16 protein-coding genes are annotated in these 21,164 nt (G+C 32.7%); 10 read left to right on the forward strand and 6 right to left on the reverse strand.

Translation table 11 applies throughout. The features are described from left to right. Positions 1-83 precede the first annotated feature (83 nt). Positions 84-1,949 (forward strand): mucoidy inhibitor MuiA family protein, encoded by a 1,866-nt coding sequence (locus tag ABD963_RS08775; RefSeq protein ID WP_345276576.1) that lies wholly within the window; start codon positions 84-86, stop codon positions 1,947-1,949. 161 nt (positions 1,950-2,110) lie between these two features. Further along, entirely contained in the window at positions 2,111-2,440 is a 330-nt protein-coding gene (locus ABD963_RS08780) for a hypothetical protein (protein ID WP_345276577.1), read from the forward strand. 336 nt (positions 2,441-2,776) lie between these two features. Here ABD963_RS08780 and ABD963_RS08785 read toward each other — a convergent pair whose 3' ends face one another. From ABD963_RS08785 to ABD963_RS08805, 5 genes are all read right to left on the reverse strand, one after another. Beyond that, positions 2,777-3,988: an ATP-binding cassette domain-containing protein gene (locus ABD963_RS08785; protein ID WP_345276578.1), complete on the reverse strand. Its 1,212-nt coding sequence runs from the start codon at positions 3,986-3,988 to the stop codon at positions 2,777-2,779. A 20-nt stretch (positions 3,989-4,008) separates the two neighbouring features. Next, positions 4,009-4,869: an N-acetylglucosamine kinase gene (locus ABD963_RS08790; RefSeq protein WP_345276579.1), complete on the reverse strand. Its 861-nt coding sequence runs from the start codon at positions 4,867-4,869 to the stop codon at positions 4,009-4,011. A gap of 84 nt (positions 4,870-4,953) precedes the next feature. Next, the gene (gene gap / locus ABD963_RS08795; RefSeq protein WP_345276580.1) at positions 4,954-5,958 is read right to left on the reverse strand and encodes a type I glyceraldehyde-3-phosphate dehydrogenase; all 1,005 of its coding nucleotides are present in this window, start codon (positions 5,956-5,958) and stop codon (positions 4,954-4,956) included. 17 nt (positions 5,959-5,975) lie between these two features. Next, positions 5,976-6,962, reverse strand: coding sequence for a 6-phosphofructokinase (gene pfkA, locus ABD963_RS08800; RefSeq protein ID WP_345276581.1), 987 nt, complete (start codon positions 6,960-6,962; stop codon positions 5,976-5,978). Between the two features lie 142 nt (positions 6,963-7,104). Next, a complete protein-coding gene (locus tag ABD963_RS08805) occupies positions 7,105-11,493 on the reverse strand; it encodes a translocation/assembly module TamB domain-containing protein (protein ID WP_425562796.1) in 4,389 nt (1,462 codons plus the stop codon). Between the two features lie 254 nt (positions 11,494-11,747). Between ABD963_RS08805 and tsaD the strand changes: the two genes are divergently transcribed. The 8 genes from tsaD to ABD963_RS08845 all read left to right on the forward strand — a co-directional run bounded on the left by tsaD (position 11,748) and on the right by ABD963_RS08845 (position 20,309). Further along, entirely contained in the window at positions 11,748-12,770 is a 1,023-nt protein-coding gene (gene tsaD / locus ABD963_RS08810; protein ID WP_345276583.1) for a tRNA (adenosine(37)-N6)-threonylcarbamoyltransferase complex transferase subunit TsaD, read from the forward strand. A gap of 3 nt (positions 12,771-12,773) precedes the next feature. Then, positions 12,774-13,478: a 16S rRNA (uracil(1498)-N(3))-methyltransferase gene (locus ABD963_RS08815; protein ID WP_345276584.1), complete on the forward strand. Its 705-nt coding sequence runs from the start codon at positions 12,774-12,776 to the stop codon at positions 13,476-13,478. A gap of 5 nt (positions 13,479-13,483) precedes the next feature. Beyond that, on the forward strand, positions 13,484-14,125 hold the full coding sequence (locus ABD963_RS08820) for a DUF4159 domain-containing protein (RefSeq protein WP_345276585.1): 642 nt from the start codon (positions 13,484-13,486) through the stop codon (positions 14,123-14,125). Positions 14,126-14,163: 38 nt separating this feature from the next. Then, positions 14,164-14,661 (forward strand): TrmH family RNA methyltransferase, encoded by a 498-nt coding sequence (locus tag ABD963_RS08825; protein WP_345276586.1) that lies wholly within the window; start codon positions 14,164-14,166, stop codon positions 14,659-14,661. Between the two features lie 125 nt (positions 14,662-14,786). Next, on the forward strand, positions 14,787-15,875 hold the full coding sequence (locus tag ABD963_RS08830) for an AI-2E family transporter (protein ID WP_345276587.1): 1,089 nt from the start codon (positions 14,787-14,789) through the stop codon (positions 15,873-15,875). A 6-nt stretch (positions 15,876-15,881) separates the two neighbouring features. Then, the gene (locus ABD963_RS08835; RefSeq protein WP_345276588.1) at positions 15,882-17,063 is read left to right on the forward strand and encodes a class I SAM-dependent methyltransferase; all 1,182 of its coding nucleotides are present in this window, start codon (positions 15,882-15,884) and stop codon (positions 17,061-17,063) included. Positions 17,064-17,328: 265 nt separating this feature from the next. Beyond that, positions 17,329-18,000 (forward strand): beta-phosphoglucomutase, encoded by a 672-nt coding sequence (pgmB, locus tag ABD963_RS08840; RefSeq protein ID WP_345276733.1) that lies wholly within the window; start codon positions 17,329-17,331, stop codon positions 17,998-18,000. Further along, complete coding sequence (locus ABD963_RS08845) at positions 17,997-20,309, forward strand: glycoside hydrolase family 65 protein (RefSeq protein WP_345276589.1); 2,313 nt, start codon at positions 17,997-17,999, stop codon at positions 20,307-20,309. The genes pgmB and ABD963_RS08845 overlap by 4 nt, the downstream gene beginning before the upstream one ends. A 117-nt stretch (positions 20,310-20,426) precedes the next feature. Here ABD963_RS08845 and ABD963_RS08850 read toward each other — a convergent pair whose 3' ends face one another. Beyond that, entirely contained in the window at positions 20,427-21,158 is a 732-nt protein-coding gene (locus ABD963_RS08850; RefSeq protein ID WP_345276590.1) for an SOS response-associated peptidase, read from the reverse strand. Positions 21,159-21,164: the final 6 nt, after the last annotated feature.

Below are 21,164 nucleotides of genomic sequence, written 5' to 3' on the forward strand. Positions count from 1 at the left end.
GCTGATATGAGTCATTAAAACGACCTTATTTCGTTTAAATTGTACATAATTTTCAAACATCATAAAACTACATAAATAAACGTATGAAAAAGATAATCATTTTAATTTTTTGTTTAATTCTTAGTAAAACATACTCCCAAGAAATAACGGAAAAAAAAGTAGAGACGAAAGTAAATGAAGTAACTGTATTTATTCAAGATGCTCAAATTACACGGAAAAAAACAATTGATTTAAAACAGGGAACTACCATACTGAAATTTATTAATTTATCACCATTCATAGATGCTAAAAGTATTCAGGTTAAAGCAAATGGAAAAGTAACAGTTCTATCAGTAAACCATCAGCAAAACTATATTGACAAGCTTGATAAACAAAAAGAATTGTTAGATTTGGAACAAAATTTTCAAGAATTTGAGGACAAAATTAACCTTGAAAAAACCTATTTGGATATTTTAAAAGAGGAATTAGTTTTTTTACAAGAAAACAGGAGTATTGGAGGTAAAAACCAAGAATTAAGTGTTACCAATCTAAAAGACGCCTCAAATTTCTATAGCACAAAATTATCAACTTTAAAACTCAAAGAAATTGACATAAATAAAAGATTGAAAGACTTAAATAATTCTAAATCTGATTTAGATCTTCAAATTAAAACACTAACTAGTAAAAGAGATTTTCCAAATGGAGAAATACTTGTTAAAGTAGAATCTGAAAATTTTACAAAAGCAGATTTTGAACTTTCCTATTTAGTTGGAAATTCTGGTTGGTTTCCAAGTTATGATATTCGAGCAAAAAATATAAATGAGCCCATAGAGATTACTTATAAAGCAAATGTTAAACAAGACACTAAAATTGATTGGACTAATGTAAAATTAAGTTTATCATCTGCTAATCCAAATATTACTGGAGTTGCTCCAGAACTAAAAACTTATTATTTAAATTACAATACATTACCTCCTTCATATAATCTATCTTCAAATGAAATCAAAGGAAAAGTATTTGATGAAGAAAATTTGCCACTTCCAGGAGTAAATGTAATAGTTGAAGGCACAACTATTGGAACGAGTACAGACTTTGATGGTAACTATTCTATTACTATACCCAACTTTTCGAGCCAATTAGTGTTTTCATACATAGGTTATGAAAGTCAAATATTACCAATAACAAATTCTTCTTTGAATGTTTATATGAAAGAAGATAGTCAATCTTTAGACGAGGTTGTCATTGTTGGATATGGAAGTAAAAAAAGAGAATCAATAACAAAGAACTTAGACGGAAAAGTAAGTGGTTTGCAAATAAGAGGGGCAAACAGTATTCAAATTCCTTCAAATCAAGTTGTTAAACAAACAACGGTAGATTTTGTTATTGATATCCCTTATTCAGTAAAATCAGACAATAAAAGCTATTCTGTCGATATGGCAAATTATAAACTACCAGCAGAATACAAATACATATGTGTTCCTAAAATAGATAAAGATGCTTTTTTGATTGCTAACATTTCTGATTGGGAAAAATATAATTTACTTGAAGGTGAAGCAAACTTATTTTTTGAGGAAACTTATGTTGGTAAAACCTTATTAGATATCAGATACGCTAGTGATACATTAGAGATTTCACTTGGAAGAGATAAAAATGTTTCCGTAAAAAGAGAAAAGTTAAAAAACTTTACAACAAAACAATTTATTGGAAGTAAAAAAGAAGAAACAAGAGCTTGGTCTATTAATGTAAAAAACAATAAGAATCAAAAAGTTGATATGTTAATTTTTGATCAGGTTCCAGTGTCTACTCTAGAAGAAATTAAAGTTGATTTAGTTGAAATGTCAGGCGCAAAGCATAACGTAGAAACAGGTGAAATAAAATGGGATTTCTCAATAGAACCTAAAGAAACCAAGAAATTTGAATTAAATTATTCGGTTAAATATCCAAAAAACAGGAACTTAATTTTAGAATAAAAAAATATGACCAATAATTCCTATAACTAATTACTTGTTCTGGCCTTCTTCTAAAAAAATCCTCACTAGTTTTCAACTTAGTGTATAATTGAAAAGTTAACTGCTAAAACACACAACTACTTATAGCCGATACCATTGTAAGGCATTGAAAATCAGAACTAATGAAAGAGTATGATAAAATTTTTGAATTTGAACTAAAAAATAATTCAAATCTAAAAAACAAATTTAAAAGGTATTTTAACAGCTATAATATTACAGTAGCAAAGGATGAAAATAATAAGATTCTGTTTGAAAAAAAACGGTCCATTTTAGACGGATGGAAATTGAATATTTTAAACTGGGAATCCAAAATTAAAATTGATTTAACTGAAAATGATAAAGTTAAAATAAATCATAAAGTAATAAGTAATGGTTTTGGGTTTATTACTCCAATAGCATTTTCACCATTATTTGAAAAATACTTATTCAACCTAGAAAAGTTTATAAATTAAAATGAAACATTTGAAAGAAAAAATAATGAATTAATAAAACTAGGAAAAATAAAAATGCTCAAATATATTGCAATAATAATTATAGGAATTTTAATTGGTCTATGTTTTGGAATTTTCTTGAAAAATTTAACTCAAGTAAAATTATTTGTCTACGTTGGAATCATGGCTGGAGCGTTAGTTTCTGAAAAAGTAATAAACAGTTATCATATCAAAAATAACACCTTACTACACCGTTCATAATGTATTACTAGCTTAGTTTTTTCTTCAGAAAATTCTCGCCTAAAAAACCAAACCATTCTCACACAAATACGGTAAACGGCAACAAGACAACTGTCGTCATTTCATTTTACCTGTGGAGCCCTGTTTACCTGGTGTTAACTCAAATACAAAATCGGGTTTTAAATCGGCTTCGGTGCGGTGCGATACAAATATGATGGCCGTTCGGGTTTCTCGGGCTATTTTATTAACGAGGTTACAAAACAAGGCTGCATCGGCATCATCCAAGGCATTGGTGGGTTCGTCTAAAATTAATAACGGTGGACTTTTTACCATAGCACGTGCTATTAAAACCAAGCGTTGGTGCCCCAGAGACAGCGAGGAAAAAGCTTGCTTTCTAACCTCAAACAGGCTTAAAACCTGCAACCATTGGTGGGCTATCTTTATTTGGGCGTTGGTGGGTGTTTTATACAAACCAATGGAGTCAAAAAAACCAGAAACTATCATATTGCCAATGGCATCCAATCGGGCAAACCCCCGAACCATATCCGCGGAAAAAAAGCCTATATTCTTTTTAATGTCCCAAACACTTTCACCACTTCCCTTTTTTATATCAAATAAGGTGATATCCTGTCCGTAAGCCTTTGGGTTATCCCCCGAAATTAAGGTTAACAAGGTGCTTTTCCCAGAACCATTGGGTCCCATTAATTGCCAAAACTCACCTGGTTTGATTTCCCAACAAATATCCCTTAAAATTGGCCTTTCGCCATACGATACCTGCACATTATGGAACTTTACCAAGGTGTTATAAGGATGCACCTCTTGATGAAGTGACGCGGGCAACGGGGCATCAAACTTCGAATTCCAGATTAGGCTTTCCATTTTAGTTTTGATAAGCGTTTCCCCATCAAAGCGATAAAGGGCTGTTATAAAAGGCAGAATCTCTCTTTTTCTGTTGGTTATTTGAATAATGGGAATACGGGTACCTAATTGTGATACGGTATTGGCAATATCCTGTTGGGATGACGTGTCTAAATTTCCAAAGATATTATCGACTATTAGGTATTCTGGGTTTTGGGAAATGAGGTGTTGCAACAAAGCTTTTTTACGTTCGCCCTCTGAGGAATGAGACAAGCTATTTTTCTTTTCGGTAGTGATATCGAAAAGTCCGTGACGCCTTTCTTCATTTATAAACTTATCTAAGGTTATTTCAGAAAAAAAAGCCCCTTTTAATTGGGTAAGTTCGGTTATAAGGTGCCCAGACACTAAACGTTCGATAAGGGTTTCCTTATCATCGTTATTGGAGATATAAACCGCTATATGCTTTTGCAATTATATATGTTTGATAAAAACTATAAGCCTTTGGTATGAAAAGCCACCAGCCCATCAATGGGTCTACGCTCTATATTGCCCACAACGAATCCCATTTCGTTAGCAACCTCTCTAATTTGATCTTGTGAGAAGAACGCTATAGAGCCTGCGAAGTGAACAGGAACGGTTTTTAGTTCTTCTTTATATTGCATGATGTAGTTTTTCACAAATATTCTGATACCACTTTTTATAAGTTCCAAAATATAATCAGAATCTTTGTTCAGAAACATAAATTCGGCAAAATTTGCCAAATAAGCATTAGGGTTGGGTTGCTTGTAGATGTTGTATTTGATGTAATCGGCTTCTAAATTAAATTTACTGCCAAAAGCCACCTTGATATTTTCTGGCATCAGGTTAAAATAATAATCCCTTATAAGTTGTTTTCCATAATAATTACCAGAGGCATCATCCATTAAAATATACCCCAGAGATTGGACACGTTGGTGTAATTTAGTGCCATCATAATAACTGCAATTAGAACCTGTTCCTAAAATACATACCACAGCGGCTTCGTCCACTCGACTGATGGTACCATAAACAGCTGCCATGGTATCTTCATCAACTTTTACTATGGCGTTTGGAAATACCGTTGTAAGGGCTTCGAAAACGATTTCCTTACCTCGATCTGTACCACAACCTGCCCCATAGAAATAAATGTGGGTTGCAGAACCACTATTTGTTTTTAAAATCTCATTTTTTAAAATAGTCTTTCTTAACTTTTTTTCAGTTAAGATTTCTGGGTTGAGCCCTTTGGTCCTTTGCTTTTCAAAAAGCTGTTTACCATTCGCATCTATAATTATCCAATCGGATTTTGTAGAACCACTATCAACAATTAAAATCATGAGTCTTTAAATAAAAAACTCCACAGATGTTGTTGCTTCTTGTACAATAAATCTGTGGAGTTGTTAATACTATATATCGTTAAATTATATTTTACTTATGTGTTGTGCTAAATCAACCAATTTCGTTGAGTAACCAAACTCGTTGTCGTACCAAGATACTAATTTAAGGAAATTATCATTCAAAGCAATACTTGCCTCGGCATCAAAAATACTGGTCATTGGTTCTGAAACGAAATCTTGTGACACTACAGCTTCTTCCGTATAACCTAAAATACCTTTTAACGGGCCTTCTGAAGCTTTCTTTAAAGCAGCTTTAACTTCATCCCATGAAGCTGATTTTTCAATTCTTACGGTTAAATCAACAACAGATACATCAGGAGTAGGTACTCTAAAAGCCATGCCCGTTAGTTTTCCATTTAATTCGGGAATTACTTTACCTACTGCTTTTGCAGCCCCTGTAGAAGAAGGGATGATGTTGGCTAAGGCACTTCTGCCACCTCTCCAATCTTTTTTAGAAGGGCCATCAACTGTCATTTGAGTAGCTGTTGTGGCGTGAACGGTGGTCATTAAACCTTCTACAATTCCGAAGTTATCATTTATAACTTTCGCTAATGGCGCCAAACAGTTGGTAGTACATGAAGCATTTGATACAATGGTATCAGCAGCCGTAATTTTATCATGATTTACACCCATAACAAACATAGGCGCATCTGCTGATGGTGCAGAAATAGCTACTTTTTTAGCTCCAGCCTTAATATGTGCTTGTGCTTTTTCAAGGGTTGTGAAAATACCTGTACAATCTAAAACAATCTCTGCTCCAACAGCATCCCATTTTAAATCTTCAGGGTTGCGTTCCGCAGTAATTCTAATTTCATTACCATTAACCACCAAGTTTCCATTGCTAGCTATATCAACTGTACCATTAAATCTTCCGTGTACTGAATCATATTTTAATAAATATGCTAGATGATCTACATCCAATAAATCGTTGATTCCTACTATTTCGATATCAGGTCTAGAAGCCGCTACTCTAAAAGCGATTCTACCTATTCTTCCAAATCCGTTAATTCCTAATTTTAATTTTGACATAATGTTATTTGTAAATGTTAAGTGCTCATAATATCTGAGACACGCAATAATTCTAAATTTATTTTTGTTTTTCCTTTGATAGCATTATCTAATGGTGTTAACTCCATTTTACTGTTCAATAAACCAACCATGAAATTGGTTTTACCTTCTAGTAAGGATTCAACAGCCTTTACTCCCATTCTACTGGCTAAAACACGATCGAAGCACGAAGGCGCTCCACCACGTTGCATATGACCCAATACAGAAACTCGAACATCATAGCCCTCCATATTCTCGTCAACATAATCTTTTAACTGAAAAATATTTTTTCCTATTTTATCACCTTCCGCAACGATCACGATACTTGATGATTTTCCAGACTTTCTACTTCGGTTAAGAGATTCCACCAACCTTTCTAACCCTAAATTTTCTTCAGGTATTAGAATTTCCTCAGCACCACCTGCAATACCAGCATTTAAGGCAATATGGCCAACATCACGTCCCATCACCTCAACAAAGAACAATCTGTTATGAGAACTGGCTGTATCACGAATTTTATCTATGGCATCAACAACGGTATTTAAGGCCGTATCAAAACCAAGGGTATGTGTGGTTCCAACGATATCATTGTCAATGGTTCCGGGTATTCCCATAACTGGGAAACCGAATTCTTGGTTGAAAATAAGGGCTCCTGTAAACGATCCATCACCACCAATAACCACTAAACCATCCACATTGGCTTTCACTAAACTATCGTAAGCTTTTTGTCTTCCTTCTTTAGTTCTAAATTCTTTTGATCGTGCTGATTTTAAAATGGTTCCTCCTTTATTAATAATTCCACGAACGCTTCTAGCATTCATTTCCTTAAAGTCACCTTCTATCAAACCTTCATAACCCCGATAAACTCCAATACAATCTATACTATGATACGCACAAGTTCTAACTACTGAACGTATGGCTGCATTCATGCCTGGGGAATCGCCTCCTGAGGTTAATACGGCAATTTTTTTTAAAGTTTTTGGCATTAATTAATTTAATTTATAATGTAAAATTAGTAAACAAATAGTATATATCTATGGTATTTACAGTAATTTATAAAAGTTTTAAAACTACAACGTTTTAGTTAACAAAAAACTTATTTAATAAAAAAATAGGAGATTCTTTGTCTTATTTCTCAGAAGAGGACTTTACAGATATAAAATTTGGCAAGGCACTATTTTCCAAATCCTCGGTCGTTTCCTCGGTAAGTTCTTCCCTGTTTTCTGATTTTGTGAATAGTTTTTGAAGTAATTCCTTGAAGGTATCAAAATCAACATTATAAGAGAGACCAACACCTTGGGTGTAGCCAATTTGCTGGCCGAAGTTTTGTATACTATTTTCCCTATTGAATACTTTTGCAGTAAGGGTACCATCTTCATTTAAAAGAAAACTAATTTCTACGTCACCTGCAATAACAGTTTCTGTGGCGCCACCAACGGGCACCCCTACTCGACCATTAATAAGCACCCGGTCGCTTATTTGAGTTTGAATGGAAGCCACAAACCTATCATCCGTTTGGTAATCGGGTCTGTTTTGTCCCGCTTCATAATTTATACCGATGTTAAGTTTGCTATTTTCACTAGTAAAAATGCCATTAATGATCCCGTTAAGTCGTTCAGCAATGGTACCCGAGAAGTTCACCTCATTTAAACCTCTTGAGAAGGAGCCCGTGGAAATTAAATACAAAGCTTGGTTCTGTTTATCTTCATCAGATTCCAATCGATATTGAAGCTCCGATTTAATGGTAGAGCTGACATTAGGAAATTCAAACGTAAATTCAGGATCGGGTTGTTCTAAATTGCCCGTTAAAGCTATATTCAACTCCACTGGAATGGTTCTATTTGTTGGATTATCCAGCAAGGGAGAAGGATTTGCCTGAGTTTTGTATATAGCTAACATATCAATTTCAGCCTCCAAAGGATCCCCTTCCCAGTTTATGGTTCCACCAGGTTGCACAATAAATTCTTTTTGGATAATACCACCATAGGCAAAATTATAAACACCTTCAAACACTGCAAAATCCCCCCACATATCAAATTTACCATTGGTATTGATTTCGACCAACAAACCACCACGACCACGCCCTTTTAAAGCGTGGCCCGTGTTTTTATCTATAATGATTTCAACTTCGGCGTCTTCGGTGACATCTAATTCAAAATCTAGCTCCAATCCTTCTATTTCATTAAAAACAACTTGATTACCTTCTTTTCGAGCTTCTTTTTCCTCTTTGGTTATAAAATGAATGTATGAGTTGTCTCCAAAAGATTCCGAATCATTTAAAGGGATTTTAAATACCGTACCTCTTTTTGTTTCCCCCACTACACTAATAACTAATTGTTCCGTAGGGCCATAAAGGCTGGCTTTTCCACCTATAAAACCTGTTCCATAATACAAGGATTCTTCTGTTTCCTTAGTGTCTAAAATCAATAATCGGGTAGCCGTGATATCTAATCCTAGGTTCCACTTTGAAAAATTAACATGACTTAAAGTGCCATTTAACTCCCCTTTTGAGTTGTGTTTAGTATCGGTTAATTTAACGTTGTTAAAAATAAATGATTGATTTTTAAGTGTTACAGAAGCTTTATTATTAAAACTGTAGTCGACATTGAGATATGGGATACCCAAACCTGCTTTATTGAGGGTTAGGTTACCATTGATATCCGGTAGTTTTAAATCGCCAATAACTGTTACATCGCCAGTCATTTCGCCTCTGATATTACTTAAAACACCCTCTAAAAGTGGGTTCAATGGAAAGAGGTTAAACTTATTAAAATCTAAAAGCACATCAATTTCGGACTCCCTACCAGACACATAAATATCGCCTTTAGCACTAAATGATTTGGTATCATCATCCTTAATTGAAGCATCAACTTTATAGTTTGTAAGCGTTTCATTACCAGTAATGGTGGCATCAAAAGAACCTAAAAGGAAATTATTTACTTTAAAATCATCAATAATAACGGTTGAATTTGGCAAATAATTGCCATTTTTCTGTAAGATATCAAGTTTACCATTAACGTTTCCCGCCAAAGATAGACTATCAATATCTGGGGTGATTTTAGCTAAATCTACGTTGGTGAAATTAAGTTTAATATCTTTTTGCGTAGAATCTCTTAAAAAGCCTGAGAGCCTTATCTCTTCGTTATTATGATTGATTTTAAACTTATCAATAGTAAATTTAGTGAGTTTTTTATCGAATGATATTTTATGAAATTTATCTTGTGCTTCATTTATATACCATTTACTGTTTTTTATAGTGACATCAGACTGTTTAAACCCAATAACCGATTCATTTTCCTTGTTTATAGTATGATAAAAACTTAGGTTAAAAATATCATTGTTGTTTTTTCCACCCTTAAATTCTGAACGCATAAACAAGGTGTCATTGACCGTAACATTAATTAGATTAAATTTTGATACATTGTAATATTTGGTATTTAAGCTATCCATTTCAACATAGGTGTTAAATACCGGATTACTATTATCTACTTGCAATTCAATATTATCAGCAAAATAATCCAAAAGCTTGATTTTTGGCGAGCGAAAAGTGAGTTTAAATTTTTCTTCCTCGCTTTCAACCCTACCACGAATAAAGGTGTTTTTTCCGAGTTCCAAATCGGGATAAATAACCTCAACAATTTTATTATAAATTTTAAAGTTGAAATCGATGCTCTGATTTTCTTTTACTTTGTTGGGTATATAATTGGTGTAAATATGCCCAATGGAGTTCTCAAACAATTTCTTTAAATCTTTGAACCTGAAACGTCCTTTTAACTCGCCTTCGATAATATCGGGCGAATTAATTTCTATGAAACGGATATCTTCCTCAAATCTAGAAGATATATAGAATTCATCGAAAAAATAGGTATCATTTTGATTTTTATAAACCGTATTTTGAAAAGCAATTCTTCCATAAGCATCGTCATAATTACTACTGTTCATATTCATTTTAACTTTACTCGAGAATACAGAAATACTGTCTTTCTTCACAAAGTTTAATGTATTTAAGTTAGCATAATCAACAACCGCCTCAAAATCGTATTTCTTTATAGTTTCTGAGAAATCGACCAACCCATTAAAATTAAGCCTCAGATTAGGGTCGTTCACTATAAGGTTTCCATCGAATATCTTGTTTTTTATGGTTCCTGCTACCTTAGTGCCTTTGTAATTATAATCATTGTATTCAATTTCAAAAATATCTCCCTTGACCTCGGTACTTAAAGTTTCGGCAACGAACCCTTTTCCGTTAACATCAAAATTCAAAGAACCCATACCTACTTTAGGGTCATTTAAGAAAGTTCCAAAATCAAATTGTTCAAAAACGATATTTCCCTTGTAATTTGCGTTATCTATTTCATTGATTTTACTTATTTGGAGGTTGGAATCCACAAATCCTAAGTCGGTATCAATTTCAATATCGGCTATCACAGTTGAAGATGTTACTTGAGAATTTCCAACAATCGTAAATTTTCCCAATCTATCAAAAGATGTAGGGATGGCTTCCCCTAAAACATTGGGTAGAAGTGCTTTTAAATCTTTATATGTGGAAGTTAAATTTCTAAAACTCCCATTCATATAAAAATTATTTTCCTCCTTATTGAATAAGTTTTTAAAATTTATGTCGCCGTAAACCTGTGTTTTTGTACTGGTATTTAATTTTAAGTTATTTGTTTTTAAATCATTTAGAGTACCTGATAGATCTACACTAAATTGAGCGGTTTGGTCAAGCCCAAACTCATTATAAAACCTATTAAGCTCATTTAAAAACACATTAGAATCTTTAAAGCTGGCATGGATTTGCACCTTATCTGTGAAGTATTGCAAGTCTTCCCTGATATATGAAAATTTCAAATCACCATTTAACACTGAATTTGGAGTTTTTATTTGAAGATTGGCAAAAGTCATATCGGTTAATGTATATGCGAAATCCGTCATCATATTTTTCACCTCCACGCCTCTACTATCTATAAAAGCTAATGTGTTTATTCTGGCACTTACATCACTTCCATTGATTAAAAAATTAGTGGCATTAATGTTTAAATTCTCTAATTGAAGCACTTTGGGTGTTTCCCTATTTTCATCTGATAACATAAAAATGCTGTTGTAAATAGATACATCGCTGGATGATAAAAGGAAACTACTTTTTTCTTGTCTGGGGTTATCGTCTTCAAATTTTTCAACAAAAACATCGAGATTTGTTTGAGTTTCACCCTTATATGTTTTTATGTTAAAAAATAGTTTTTCTATATCGATATCTCCAAAATTTAATTTTCCGTTTACAAGATTATTTAAGTTGATGATAGAAGTGTTTAACTCCTTGATGCTGATGAGCGTATCTTTTTTAAAATCCTCAATGTAAATTTCTTTAAGTTCTACATCACCATTTAACTGAAGACTTACTTTATTGATGTTAATGTTGGTTTTAAAATCTTCATTCAAGCGTTTTGTAACATAATTACCAATACCTGTTTGAACAAACGGAATAGAGAGTATCAGCACCAAAATGATGAACAGCATGAGTAAAATACCCACTATTTTGTATAGTATTTTAAAAAATTTCTTGATAATCTTTAAAGTTATGATTTTATTGAGAATAAACTACATTTCCTTAGCTCATTTATATTGTAAATTAAGGTCTAAGGTAAACTACATTAAACCAGATTACTCATGCATTAAAAAAATAAATGAGTAGTTTTGCATTTACGAATAAATAGCGGTAAAGACGTTTATTTGTTTTCAAAATTAACAATTATTGTGCCTAATATTCATTAATGAGTTCACAAAATATTTATATTCTTGGAATTGAATCTTCTTGTGATGATACAGCGGCTTCTGTCATCTTAAACGGACGCATTTTAAGCAATGTTGTAGCGAACCAGAAAATACATGAAGAATTTGGTGGCGTGGTTCCTGAATTAGCCTCAAGAGCACATCAGCAAAACATTGTACCGGTAGTGCATCAAGCACTAAAAAAAGCCAATATTTCCAAAGAACAACTTCATGCTATTGCTTTTACGAGAGGACCTGGCCTTATGGGTAGTCTGTTAGTAGGCACATCATTCGCAAAATCATTGGCTTATGGTTTAAATATTCCTTTAATAGATGTAAACCATATGCAAGGTCATATTTTGGCCCATTTCATCGATGAGGAAGGGTTTGAGAAACCGCCTTTTCCTTTTTTATCCATGACGATTTCTGGTGGACATACCCAAATTGTTAGAGTTGATAATTATTTTGATATGAGCGTTATTGGCGAAACCATTGATGATGCCGTTGGTGAAGCGTTTGATAAAAGCGGAAAAATTTTAGGCTTAGGCTATCCTGCAGGACCAGAAATTGACAAACTTGCTAAACTGGGCAACCCTAAAGCTTTTAAGTTTACAAAACCTAAAGTAGATGGTTTAAATTTTAGTTTTTCAGGTTTAAAAACAGCGGTTTTATATTTTATTCAAAGAGAAACAAAAACAAATCCTAATTTTATTGAGGATAATCTAAACGATATTTGTGCTTCCATTCAATATACCATTATTGGTATTTTAATAGATAAGCTAAAAATGGCAAGTAAACAAACGGGCATAAAACACATCGCTATTGGTGGCGGTGTTTCGGCTAATTCTGGAATTAGGCAAGCCTTAAAAGATGGTGAACAAAAATTTGGTTGGACAACCTATATCCCTAAGTTTGAATTTACTACTGATAATGCCGCTATGATTGCCATTGTAGGGTATTTAAAATTTTTACAAGGCGATTTTGCTGAACAAAATATAGCGGCTTCGGCGAGGTTAAAAATTTGATATATGCAACTCTTTTACAACCCAGAAATAACTGAACAAACCACACAATTTTCTTTAGATAAAGAAGAAAGCCGTCATGTTGTAAAAGTGTTACGTAAATCGGTTGGCGACGAATTGCATATTACTAATGGTAAAGGTTGGCTGTTTACAGCAAAAATATCAGTCGCTAATATTAATAAATGTACTGCAGAAATCGTCTCAAAAAAATTTCAAGCAAAACATAACTATCATTTACATTTAGCTGTGGCACCTACAAAAATGAACGACCGCTACGAATGGTTTTTGGAAAAAGCCACCGAAATTGGTTTAGATAGTATAACGCCCATCATTTGTGAGCATAGCGAACGTAAAGTGATTAAACCCGAGCGTTTTGAGCGTATTTTACAATCGGCTATGAAACAATCGTTACAATGCTATTTACCTAAACTAAACGAAGCTATATCATTTCAAGATTTTATCAAACAAGATTTTACTGGCGATTTGTTTATAGCACATTGTGAAGAAACAGATAGAAAATCCTTAAAAAAGCAATTAAAACCTAAAACAGAAATTACCATTCTTATTGGCCCTGAAGGCGATTTTTCTGTTAAAGAAATTGAAATAGCCCTTCAAAATAATTTTATTCCCGTAACTTTGGGAGCAACCCGATTACGCACCGAAACTGCAGCCCTTGTGGCCTGCCACTCGGTGGCGTTTATTAATGAATAATTGATATGAAACTGCTTCTCTCTACTTTCTTTGGTCTCATTTCTATGGTCTTACTCAGCCAAGATTTAGCGGTTTTAAAATACAAAGGTGGTGGCGATTGGTATGGAAATCCCACATCATTGCCTAACCTCATAACATTTTGCAATGAAAATATCAAAACAAAAATGAATCCAAAACCAGAAACGGTTGAAGTGGGCAGTCCTGATATTTTTCAATACCCACTGTTACACATGACAGGGCATGGCAATGTGTTTTTTAGTGAGAGTGATGCTGAAAATTTAAGAGACTATTTACTAGCCGGTGGATTTCTTCATATTGATGATAATTACGGCATGCAACCCTACATAACTAAGGAATTAAAAAAGGTGTTTCCTGATAAGGATTTGATTGAATTGCCAAGCAATCATCCTATTTTCAATGCGGCCTTCAATTTCCCAGATGGCTTACCAAAAATACATGAACACGATGGTAAACGCCCGCAAGCCTTTGGAATATTTAATGAAGATAGACTCATCTTATTATTTACTTTTGAAAGTGATTTAGGCGATGGATGGGAAGACCCAGAAGTACATAACGACCCAGTAGATGTTAGAGAAAAAGCTCTGAAAATGGGAGCTAATATTGTTAAATATGCTTTCGAAAACTAATCAATTGTCGATTGATAATTGTTAATTGACAATTAAAAATGCAACTCACCCACTACAATACACACTTTAAAAAACAAAAATTTCCCATCACTTTAGTTTGTGATAACGTAACCAATGCACCCAATATTGGTAGTCTATTCAGAATTTGTGATGCATTTGGTATTGAAAAACTGATATTATGTGGTGATGTTTCCATGGGGCGTAAAATAACAAAGACCTCCAGGGCCACCGAAAAAGTTGTTGATTATAACATGAATGAATCTGCTTTAACAGTAGTTCAAAATTTAAAACATAATGATTATCTAATTCTTTCATTGGAAATTACTAAAAATAGTAAACCTTTACACTCATTTCAATTTCAACGAGAAAAACCAATAGCATTAATAATTGGCGATGAAAACTTTGGTGTTTCGGAAGGAATTTTAAAGCTTTCTAATGACATCATTCATATTGATATGTTTGGTCTAAACAGTAGTATGAATGTGGTTCAAGCTGCCAATATTGCTTTATATGAAATGACAAAGCAATTACTGTAAGTCATTTGAAAAGAAGCTAAGATTGAGATACCACGCCATCTTTTTGCTTTACTTTAATATTCTTCCTTATGCGATTTCTCATTTTCATTCGAAATGACTAGATTTACTCGACTAAATTTTATCATTTGAATTCCAAAACCATTTCCAACGGTATTTTAAGGGCTGTCGCCATCATTTTAGGTGTTGCCTTGGTTTTATACTTTCTATTTAAAATTCAATCCGTTATAGGTTACATTGCTATTGCTGCCGTTATTTCATTAATTGGAAGACCCATAGTATTATTCTTAGAACGTAAATTGAAGTTTAAGAATACCATTGCTGTTGTAGTTACCATGGTGGTTTTACTTGGTGCCTTTGCGGGTTTAATAGGTTTATTTATTCCTTTGGTAATAAAACAAGGTCAGAATTTATCTTTATTAAATATTGAGGAATTACAGGGTGATATTGAAAATTTATATAGTGAAATTGTTACTTACTTCGATATACATCAAATAGATGTTGAGCAATCTTTAAAAGACTCTAACCTGCTTTCAAAAATAGATTTTACATTAATTCCAAACTTTTTAAACTCCATAATTAGTGGTTTAGGCAGTTTTAGCATTGGATTGTTTTCTGTACTTTTTATATCCTTTTTCTTTTTAAAGGATAGTAGGCTTTTTGAAAGCGCTATTATGACTTTCATTCCAGACAATAAAGAATCTCGTTGGAAAACATCCTCAACAAAAATCAAGGATTTACTATCGCGCTATTTTGTAGGGTTGATTTTTCAAATATTAATACTGTTCATTATTTACATGATTGGTCTTTTAATTATAGGGGTAGAAAACGCTGTGGTTATTGCTTTTTTATGTGCTTTGCTGAATTTAATCCCTTATGTTGGGCCGCTAATAGGTGCTTTTTTAATGCTAACGCTTACCATGACAAGTAACCTAGGAGCATCGTTTAGTGAGTTTATATTACCGAAAACCTTATGGGTTTTTGTTGTTTTTATTATTGGGCAATTGGTTGATAATTTTGGAAGTCAGCCCATTATATTTTCCAAAAGTGTGAAATCACATCCTTTAGAAATTTTCTTAGTGATATTAATGACAGGTATACTTTTTGGTATCGTTGGCTTGATAATAGCGGTCCCAGCATACACAGCTATAAAAGTTATTTTAAAAGAATTTCTTTCCGAAAATAAAATCGTTAAAAAATTGACAAAAGATTTATAATTTCAATTGAATTATTCAATATTAAATACTGAAATTCAAGAATTTATAAATAATAATTTAAATTCTAATATTGCTTCAATTTTATTAAAAGGAACTTCTTTCAATAGCATTGAAACTAAAGAAATTATTGAGCAAATTGAATCTAAAAAACGTTGTGAAAAGAAATTACCAACTTGGTTTGGAGCAAAAAATATTTATTATCCAAACAAACTTAATATTGAGCAAACCTCTTCAGAAATTACAGCCAAATATAAATCAGAATTAATCAAAGGCGCGTCGATTATTGATTTAACAGGTGGGTTTGGTGTAGATTGTTTTTACTTTGCTAAACAGTTTAAAAGGGTCATTCACTGCGAGATTGATGACAATATCTCTAATATTGTTGCTCACAATTTTAGTGAATTGAACATGACAAACATTCAAACCATTAATAATAATGGAATTGAGTATTTAAAAACAAATTCTACACCATACGATTGGATTTATATCGACCCTTCAAGAAGACACGATACCAAAGGGAAAGTATTCTTTTTAAAAGATTGTGAACCTAACGTACCAGAGCATTTGGAATTACTTTTTAAAAATTCCGAAAAAATAATGATTAAAACTTCACCTTTACTTGATATAAGTATGGGAATTAATGAACTAAAATTTGTTAAAACGATTCATGTAATAGCGGTTCATAATGAGGTAAAGGAACTACTTTGGATTTTAGAAAGTGGATTTGATGGTATTATTAACGTTGAAACCGTAAACCTTAAAAATGAAAATAAAGAACGATTCCGTTTCAATTTAAATGAGGAAAGAAATACGGAAGCTTGCTATAGTTTGCCTTTAAACTTTTTGTACGAGCCTAATGCTGCTATTTTAAAATCTGGTGCTTTTAATGAGATTTCTAATCAGATGGCGGTTTTCAAAATACATAAGCACTCCCATCTATACACTAGTGATATTTTAATGGATTTCCCTGGAAGACGTTTTAAAATTGAAAATATTATTCCTTACAATAAAAAAGACATTAAAAAACTCAACCTTTCGAAAGCCAATATTACGACGCGGAATTTTCCTGAGACTGTTCAAGAAATACGTAAAAAATTCCATATTCAAGATGGTGGGGAAACCTATATGTTTTTCACAACCGATTTAAATAACCAAAGGATAGTTATAATTACCCAAAAACTAGACTAAAGAAAAGACACTTTGATTGTCATGGAAAACCCGCTTTTTTTTTATTTGATTAAATACTCTTTAAATCAATTTTTGGTTAAGGTTTTTATTGGGAAAATCCATTTTTAATATATTAAGACTTACTCACGAAAACGTTTTCGTTCAAAAACATTTTAGTTAAATTAAAAAATTGCGTTGAAAAACCAATAGTTTGATAATTTTAAAAAATAAAAGTAAAGTTTATGGTAGTCATAAAGAATCTACATCCACATTCCATTTAAATTCAATGAATAATATAGGCGTTATATTCGATTTAGATGGAGTTATAGTAGACACCGCAAAGTATCATTTTTTGGCCTGGAAAAATCTTGCCGACGAATTAGGTTTTGAGTTTACCGAAACCCATAACGAATTATTAAAAGGAGTGAGTCGAGTTCGTTCTTTAGAAATTTTATTAGGCATAGGAAACGTTACAATTTCTGAAGAAAAGAAACAGAAATACTTGGTTAGTAAAAATAAGGACTATCTTGATTACATAACCAAAATGGGACCTGAAGAAATACTTCCTGGAGCCGAAAAACTATTGAATACCTTAGATGATTTAGGAATTAAATATGTATTGGGTTCAGCAAGTAAAAATGCCCCTTTAATCTTAAAACAGGTTAATTTACTACATCGATTTTTGGGGATTGTTGATGGTAATAGCGTATCAAAAGCAAAACCAGATCCCGAAGTGTTTTTAATAGGTGCAAAAAAGCTCAATCTCCCTCCAGAAAAATGTATCGTGTTTGAAGATGCCATCGCTGGTATTGAAGCAGCCAATAAAGCCAACATGATTTCCATAGGAGTTGGAGACAAAAAAACCCTTAACAAGGCCAATTATAATTTTAACAACTTAACAGAAATACCAGAACATTTCTTTGAAAAATTTCTTTCAGAAAATAATAAAATAAAATGAATCAAGATTACATAAAACCAGACAATTGGTCTATCATAGAGGAAGGCTTTGACATCAAACGCGTAAAATCTTCAGAAAGCTTATTTAGCATAGGCAACGGTGCTATGGGTCAACGTGCAAATTTCGAAGAAGAATACTCTGGAGCAACATTCCAAGGCAGTTACATAGCGGGTGTTTACTATCCAGATAAAACCCGTGTAGGTTGGTGGAAAAATGGGTACCCAGAGTATTTTGCCAAAGTATTGAATGCCCCAAATTGGATTGGTATTAAGGTATATGTAAATGGTGAATCTTTGGATTTATTTACTTGTAAAACAGTTGAGAATTTCAAAAGAGAACTCAACATGAAAGAAGGTTGGTTATCAAGAAGTTTCGAGGCTACTCTTCAAAACAATACTAAAATAGATGTTAAAACAACGCGTTTTTTAAGTTTAGATTTAGATGAAGTTGGTGCTATTCAATATGAAATAATACCCTTAAACAAGGACGCTGAAATTACCTTTAAACCTTATTTAGATTCAGGAATCACCAACGAAGACTCAAATTGGGATGATAAATTTTGGGATACAATAAATGTGTGCCATAAAAACCATCAAGCATTCATAGAAGCTAAAACCATGAAAACAGATTTTCATATTTGCACATTCATGGAATCTAAAGTGTTCATTAATGGTAAATCTGTATTAATTGAGCCGAATATAAAAGCCGATTCTAATTCAGCAACATTTAGTTATTCCTATCAAGTAAAAAAAAGCGAAACCTATACTATTCATAAGTTTGGTGGTTACACTGTAGATAGAAACCATCACAAAACAAAATTAGTCTCAGCAGCAAAAAACGTTTTGAAAATAGCTACCAAAAAAGGATTTAATCAATTATTGGATGACCAAAAAAAGGCGTGGGCAAATATTTGGGACATGGCCGATATCACTATTTCCGGGGATATAAAAGCGCAACAAGGCATCCGTTTTAATATTTTTCAACTAAATCAAACGTATTTAGGAAAAGACTCTAGATTGAATATTGGACCAAAAGGATTTACAGGAGAAAAATATGGAGGAAGTACCTATTGGGATACTGAAGCTTATTGTATTCCTTTTTATATGGCCACTAAAGACCAAAAAGTCGCGAAAAATCTTCTGGAATATAGATATAATCATTTAGAAAAAGCTATTGAAAATGCTGAAAAATTAGGTTTTAAAAATGGTGCCGCTTTATACCCCATGGTCACCATGAATGGTGAAGAATGTCACAATGAATGGGAAATAACCTTTGAAGAAATACACCGTAATGGCGCCATTGCATTCGCTATATATAATTATCACAGGTACACTGGAGATTACAGTTATATTAAAGAAAAGGGCTTAGAAGTATTAATTGGCATTGCTCGTTTTTGGCATCAACGTGCTACATTTTCAACCGATAAAAATAAGTATGTTATTCTAGGGGTTACAGGACCCAACGAATATGAAAACAACGTGAATAATAATTTTTATACCAACTATATAGCCAAATGGTGTATTAATTATGCTTTGGAAAATATTGATAAAGTAGCATCAGAATTCCCTAGTGACTTCACTAGAATTATGAATAAAGTAAAACTTTCCAATTCCGAATTGAACGAGTGGAAAGAGGTAACCGATAATATGTATTTTCCATTTTCAGAAAAATACAATGTGTACCTTCAACAGGATGGATTTTTAGATAAAGAATTAATCACAGTTGCAAACCTCGATAAATCGCAACGCCCTATAAACCAAAAATGGAGTTGGGACAGAATTTTACGTTCGCCTTACATCAAACAAGCCGATACATTACAAGGATTTTACTTCTTCGAAGACCATTTTAGCGATGAAGAATTAGAACGTCATTTCGATTTCTATGAACCTTTTACGGTTCATGAAAGTTCCTTGTCACCTTGTGTACATAGCATACAAGCGGCTAAACTAGGTAGAATGGAACAAGCCTACAACTTTTATTTACGTACCTCTCGATTAGATTTAGATGATTATAATAAAGAGGTTGAAGAAGGGCTTCATATAACTTCCATGGCAGGAACTTGGATGAGTATTGTGGAAGGTTTTGGTGGCATGCGCGTTAAAAATAACACTTTACATTTTGAACCTAAAATACCCGAACAGTGGAACTCCTTCTCTTTTAAAGTGAATTTTAGAGGTCAGGTGTTAAAGATAGAGGTTTCAAAAAACAAAACAGATTTTGAGTTGGAGGGTATCAAATCCATACAAATTGTTGTGAACAATAAGCCATTAGTAATTTCTCCAAAAAATTTAATTAGTTTAAAATCGTGAAAAACTGTTTTTACCTTTAAAAGGTTAAAGCAAGAATTTTTGAAAATTTCACACACTAAATAAAAATTTCATGAAACTTTCTTCGTAGATTTTATAAGTGTTTAGAATAAAAAAGTACTATATTTCAAGTTCAGGGAAAACGAATTTGTCTATAATAGATTCAACATTACTATCAACTTTAGGGCTAAATAAATCTTTACTTACCGTGTAAGCGCTTAGCTCAGATTCCGGATAATTACTTTTCACTAGTTCTTTAATGTCTTCTTGCGTTAATTCAGGTAATAACCAATGTTCAATGGCTTGATCATTTAAAATGACAGGTTGACGCTTCTTTAAATTATGGATTTTAGCAAACATTGGTGATGCATCTTTTGTCAATATAGAAAAAGTAATATAGGTATCCACTACAGAATAAATGCCTGCTAAAGCTAAAGGCTCTTTTTCTTTTTGAGAAATATAAAAAGGATATTTCTTTTTATTATGTTCATGCGGTTCAAAAAACCCGGAGACAGGTATTATACATCTTTTTGATATGGCAGCTTCTCTATATAAAAAATGGCTAAATAACTTTTCAGATTGGGCATTTAAACCCCCTCCATATTTTACCGCTTCTTTATAATAGGCTTTTATTTCACTTGATGTTTTATTTGAAGGCACTATTCCCCAAACACCTGGAGCTAAAACATCTGATTTCTCTTGTGGTATAACCAACATATTGGGATGTGCAAATCCATTTAAATGATAATTTGGTTTATCAAAAATGGGACGAATGGTTTCAGAACTTAAATTTACTTTGAAATATTCTTCTAACTTTTTAGTTTTATGGATAGTACTGGTATGGAAGCACATAGGGTT

The sequence above is a fragment of the Litoribaculum gwangyangense genome (assembly GCF_039543505.1).
GTDB lineage: Bacteria > Bacteroidota > Bacteroidia > Flavobacteriales > Flavobacteriaceae > Litoribaculum > Litoribaculum gwangyangense.

Bases quoted from the DNA above. Each gene is read 5' to 3' on its own strand.
- ABD963_RS08845 (WP_345276589.1), top strand. From the start codon at position 17,997: ATGAATCAAGATTACATAAAACCAGACAATTGGTCTATCATAGAGGAA.
- ABD963_RS08815 (WP_345276584.1), top strand. From the start codon at position 12,774: ATGCAACTCTTTTACAACCCAGAAATAACTGAACAAACCACACAATTT.
- gap (WP_345276580.1), bottom strand. From the start codon at position 5,958: ATGTCAAAATTAAAATTAGGAATTAACGGATTTGGAAGAATAGGTAGA.
- ABD963_RS08850 (WP_345276590.1), bottom strand. From the start codon at position 21,158: ATGTGCTTCCATACCAGTACTATCCATAAAACTAAAAAGTTAGAAGAA.
- ABD963_RS08775 (WP_345276576.1), top strand. From the start codon at position 84: ATGAAAAAGATAATCATTTTAATTTTTTGTTTAATTCTTAGTAAAACA.
- ABD963_RS08780 (WP_345276577.1), top strand. From the start codon at position 2,111: ATGAAAGAGTATGATAAAATTTTTGAATTTGAACTAAAAAATAATTCA.
- pgmB (WP_345276733.1), top strand. From the start codon at position 17,329: ATGAATAATATAGGCGTTATATTCGATTTAGATGGAGTTATAGTAGAC.
- ABD963_RS08825 (WP_345276586.1), top strand. From the start codon at position 14,164: ATGCAACTCACCCACTACAATACACACTTTAAAAAACAAAAATTTCCC.
- pfkA (WP_345276581.1), bottom strand. From the start codon at position 6,962: ATGCCAAAAACTTTAAAAAAAATTGCCGTATTAACCTCAGGAGGCGAT.
- ABD963_RS08790 (WP_345276579.1), bottom strand. From the start codon at position 4,869: ATGATTTTAATTGTTGATAGTGGTTCTACAAAATCCGATTGGATAATT.
- ABD963_RS08820 (WP_345276585.1), top strand. From the start codon at position 13,484: ATGAAACTGCTTCTCTCTACTTTCTTTGGTCTCATTTCTATGGTCTTA.
- tsaD (WP_345276583.1), top strand. From the start codon at position 11,748: ATGAGTTCACAAAATATTTATATTCTTGGAATTGAATCTTCTTGTGAT.
- ABD963_RS08805 (WP_425562796.1), bottom strand. From the start codon at position 11,493: ATGCTGTTCATCATTTTGGTGCTGATACTCTCTATTCCGTTTGTTCAA.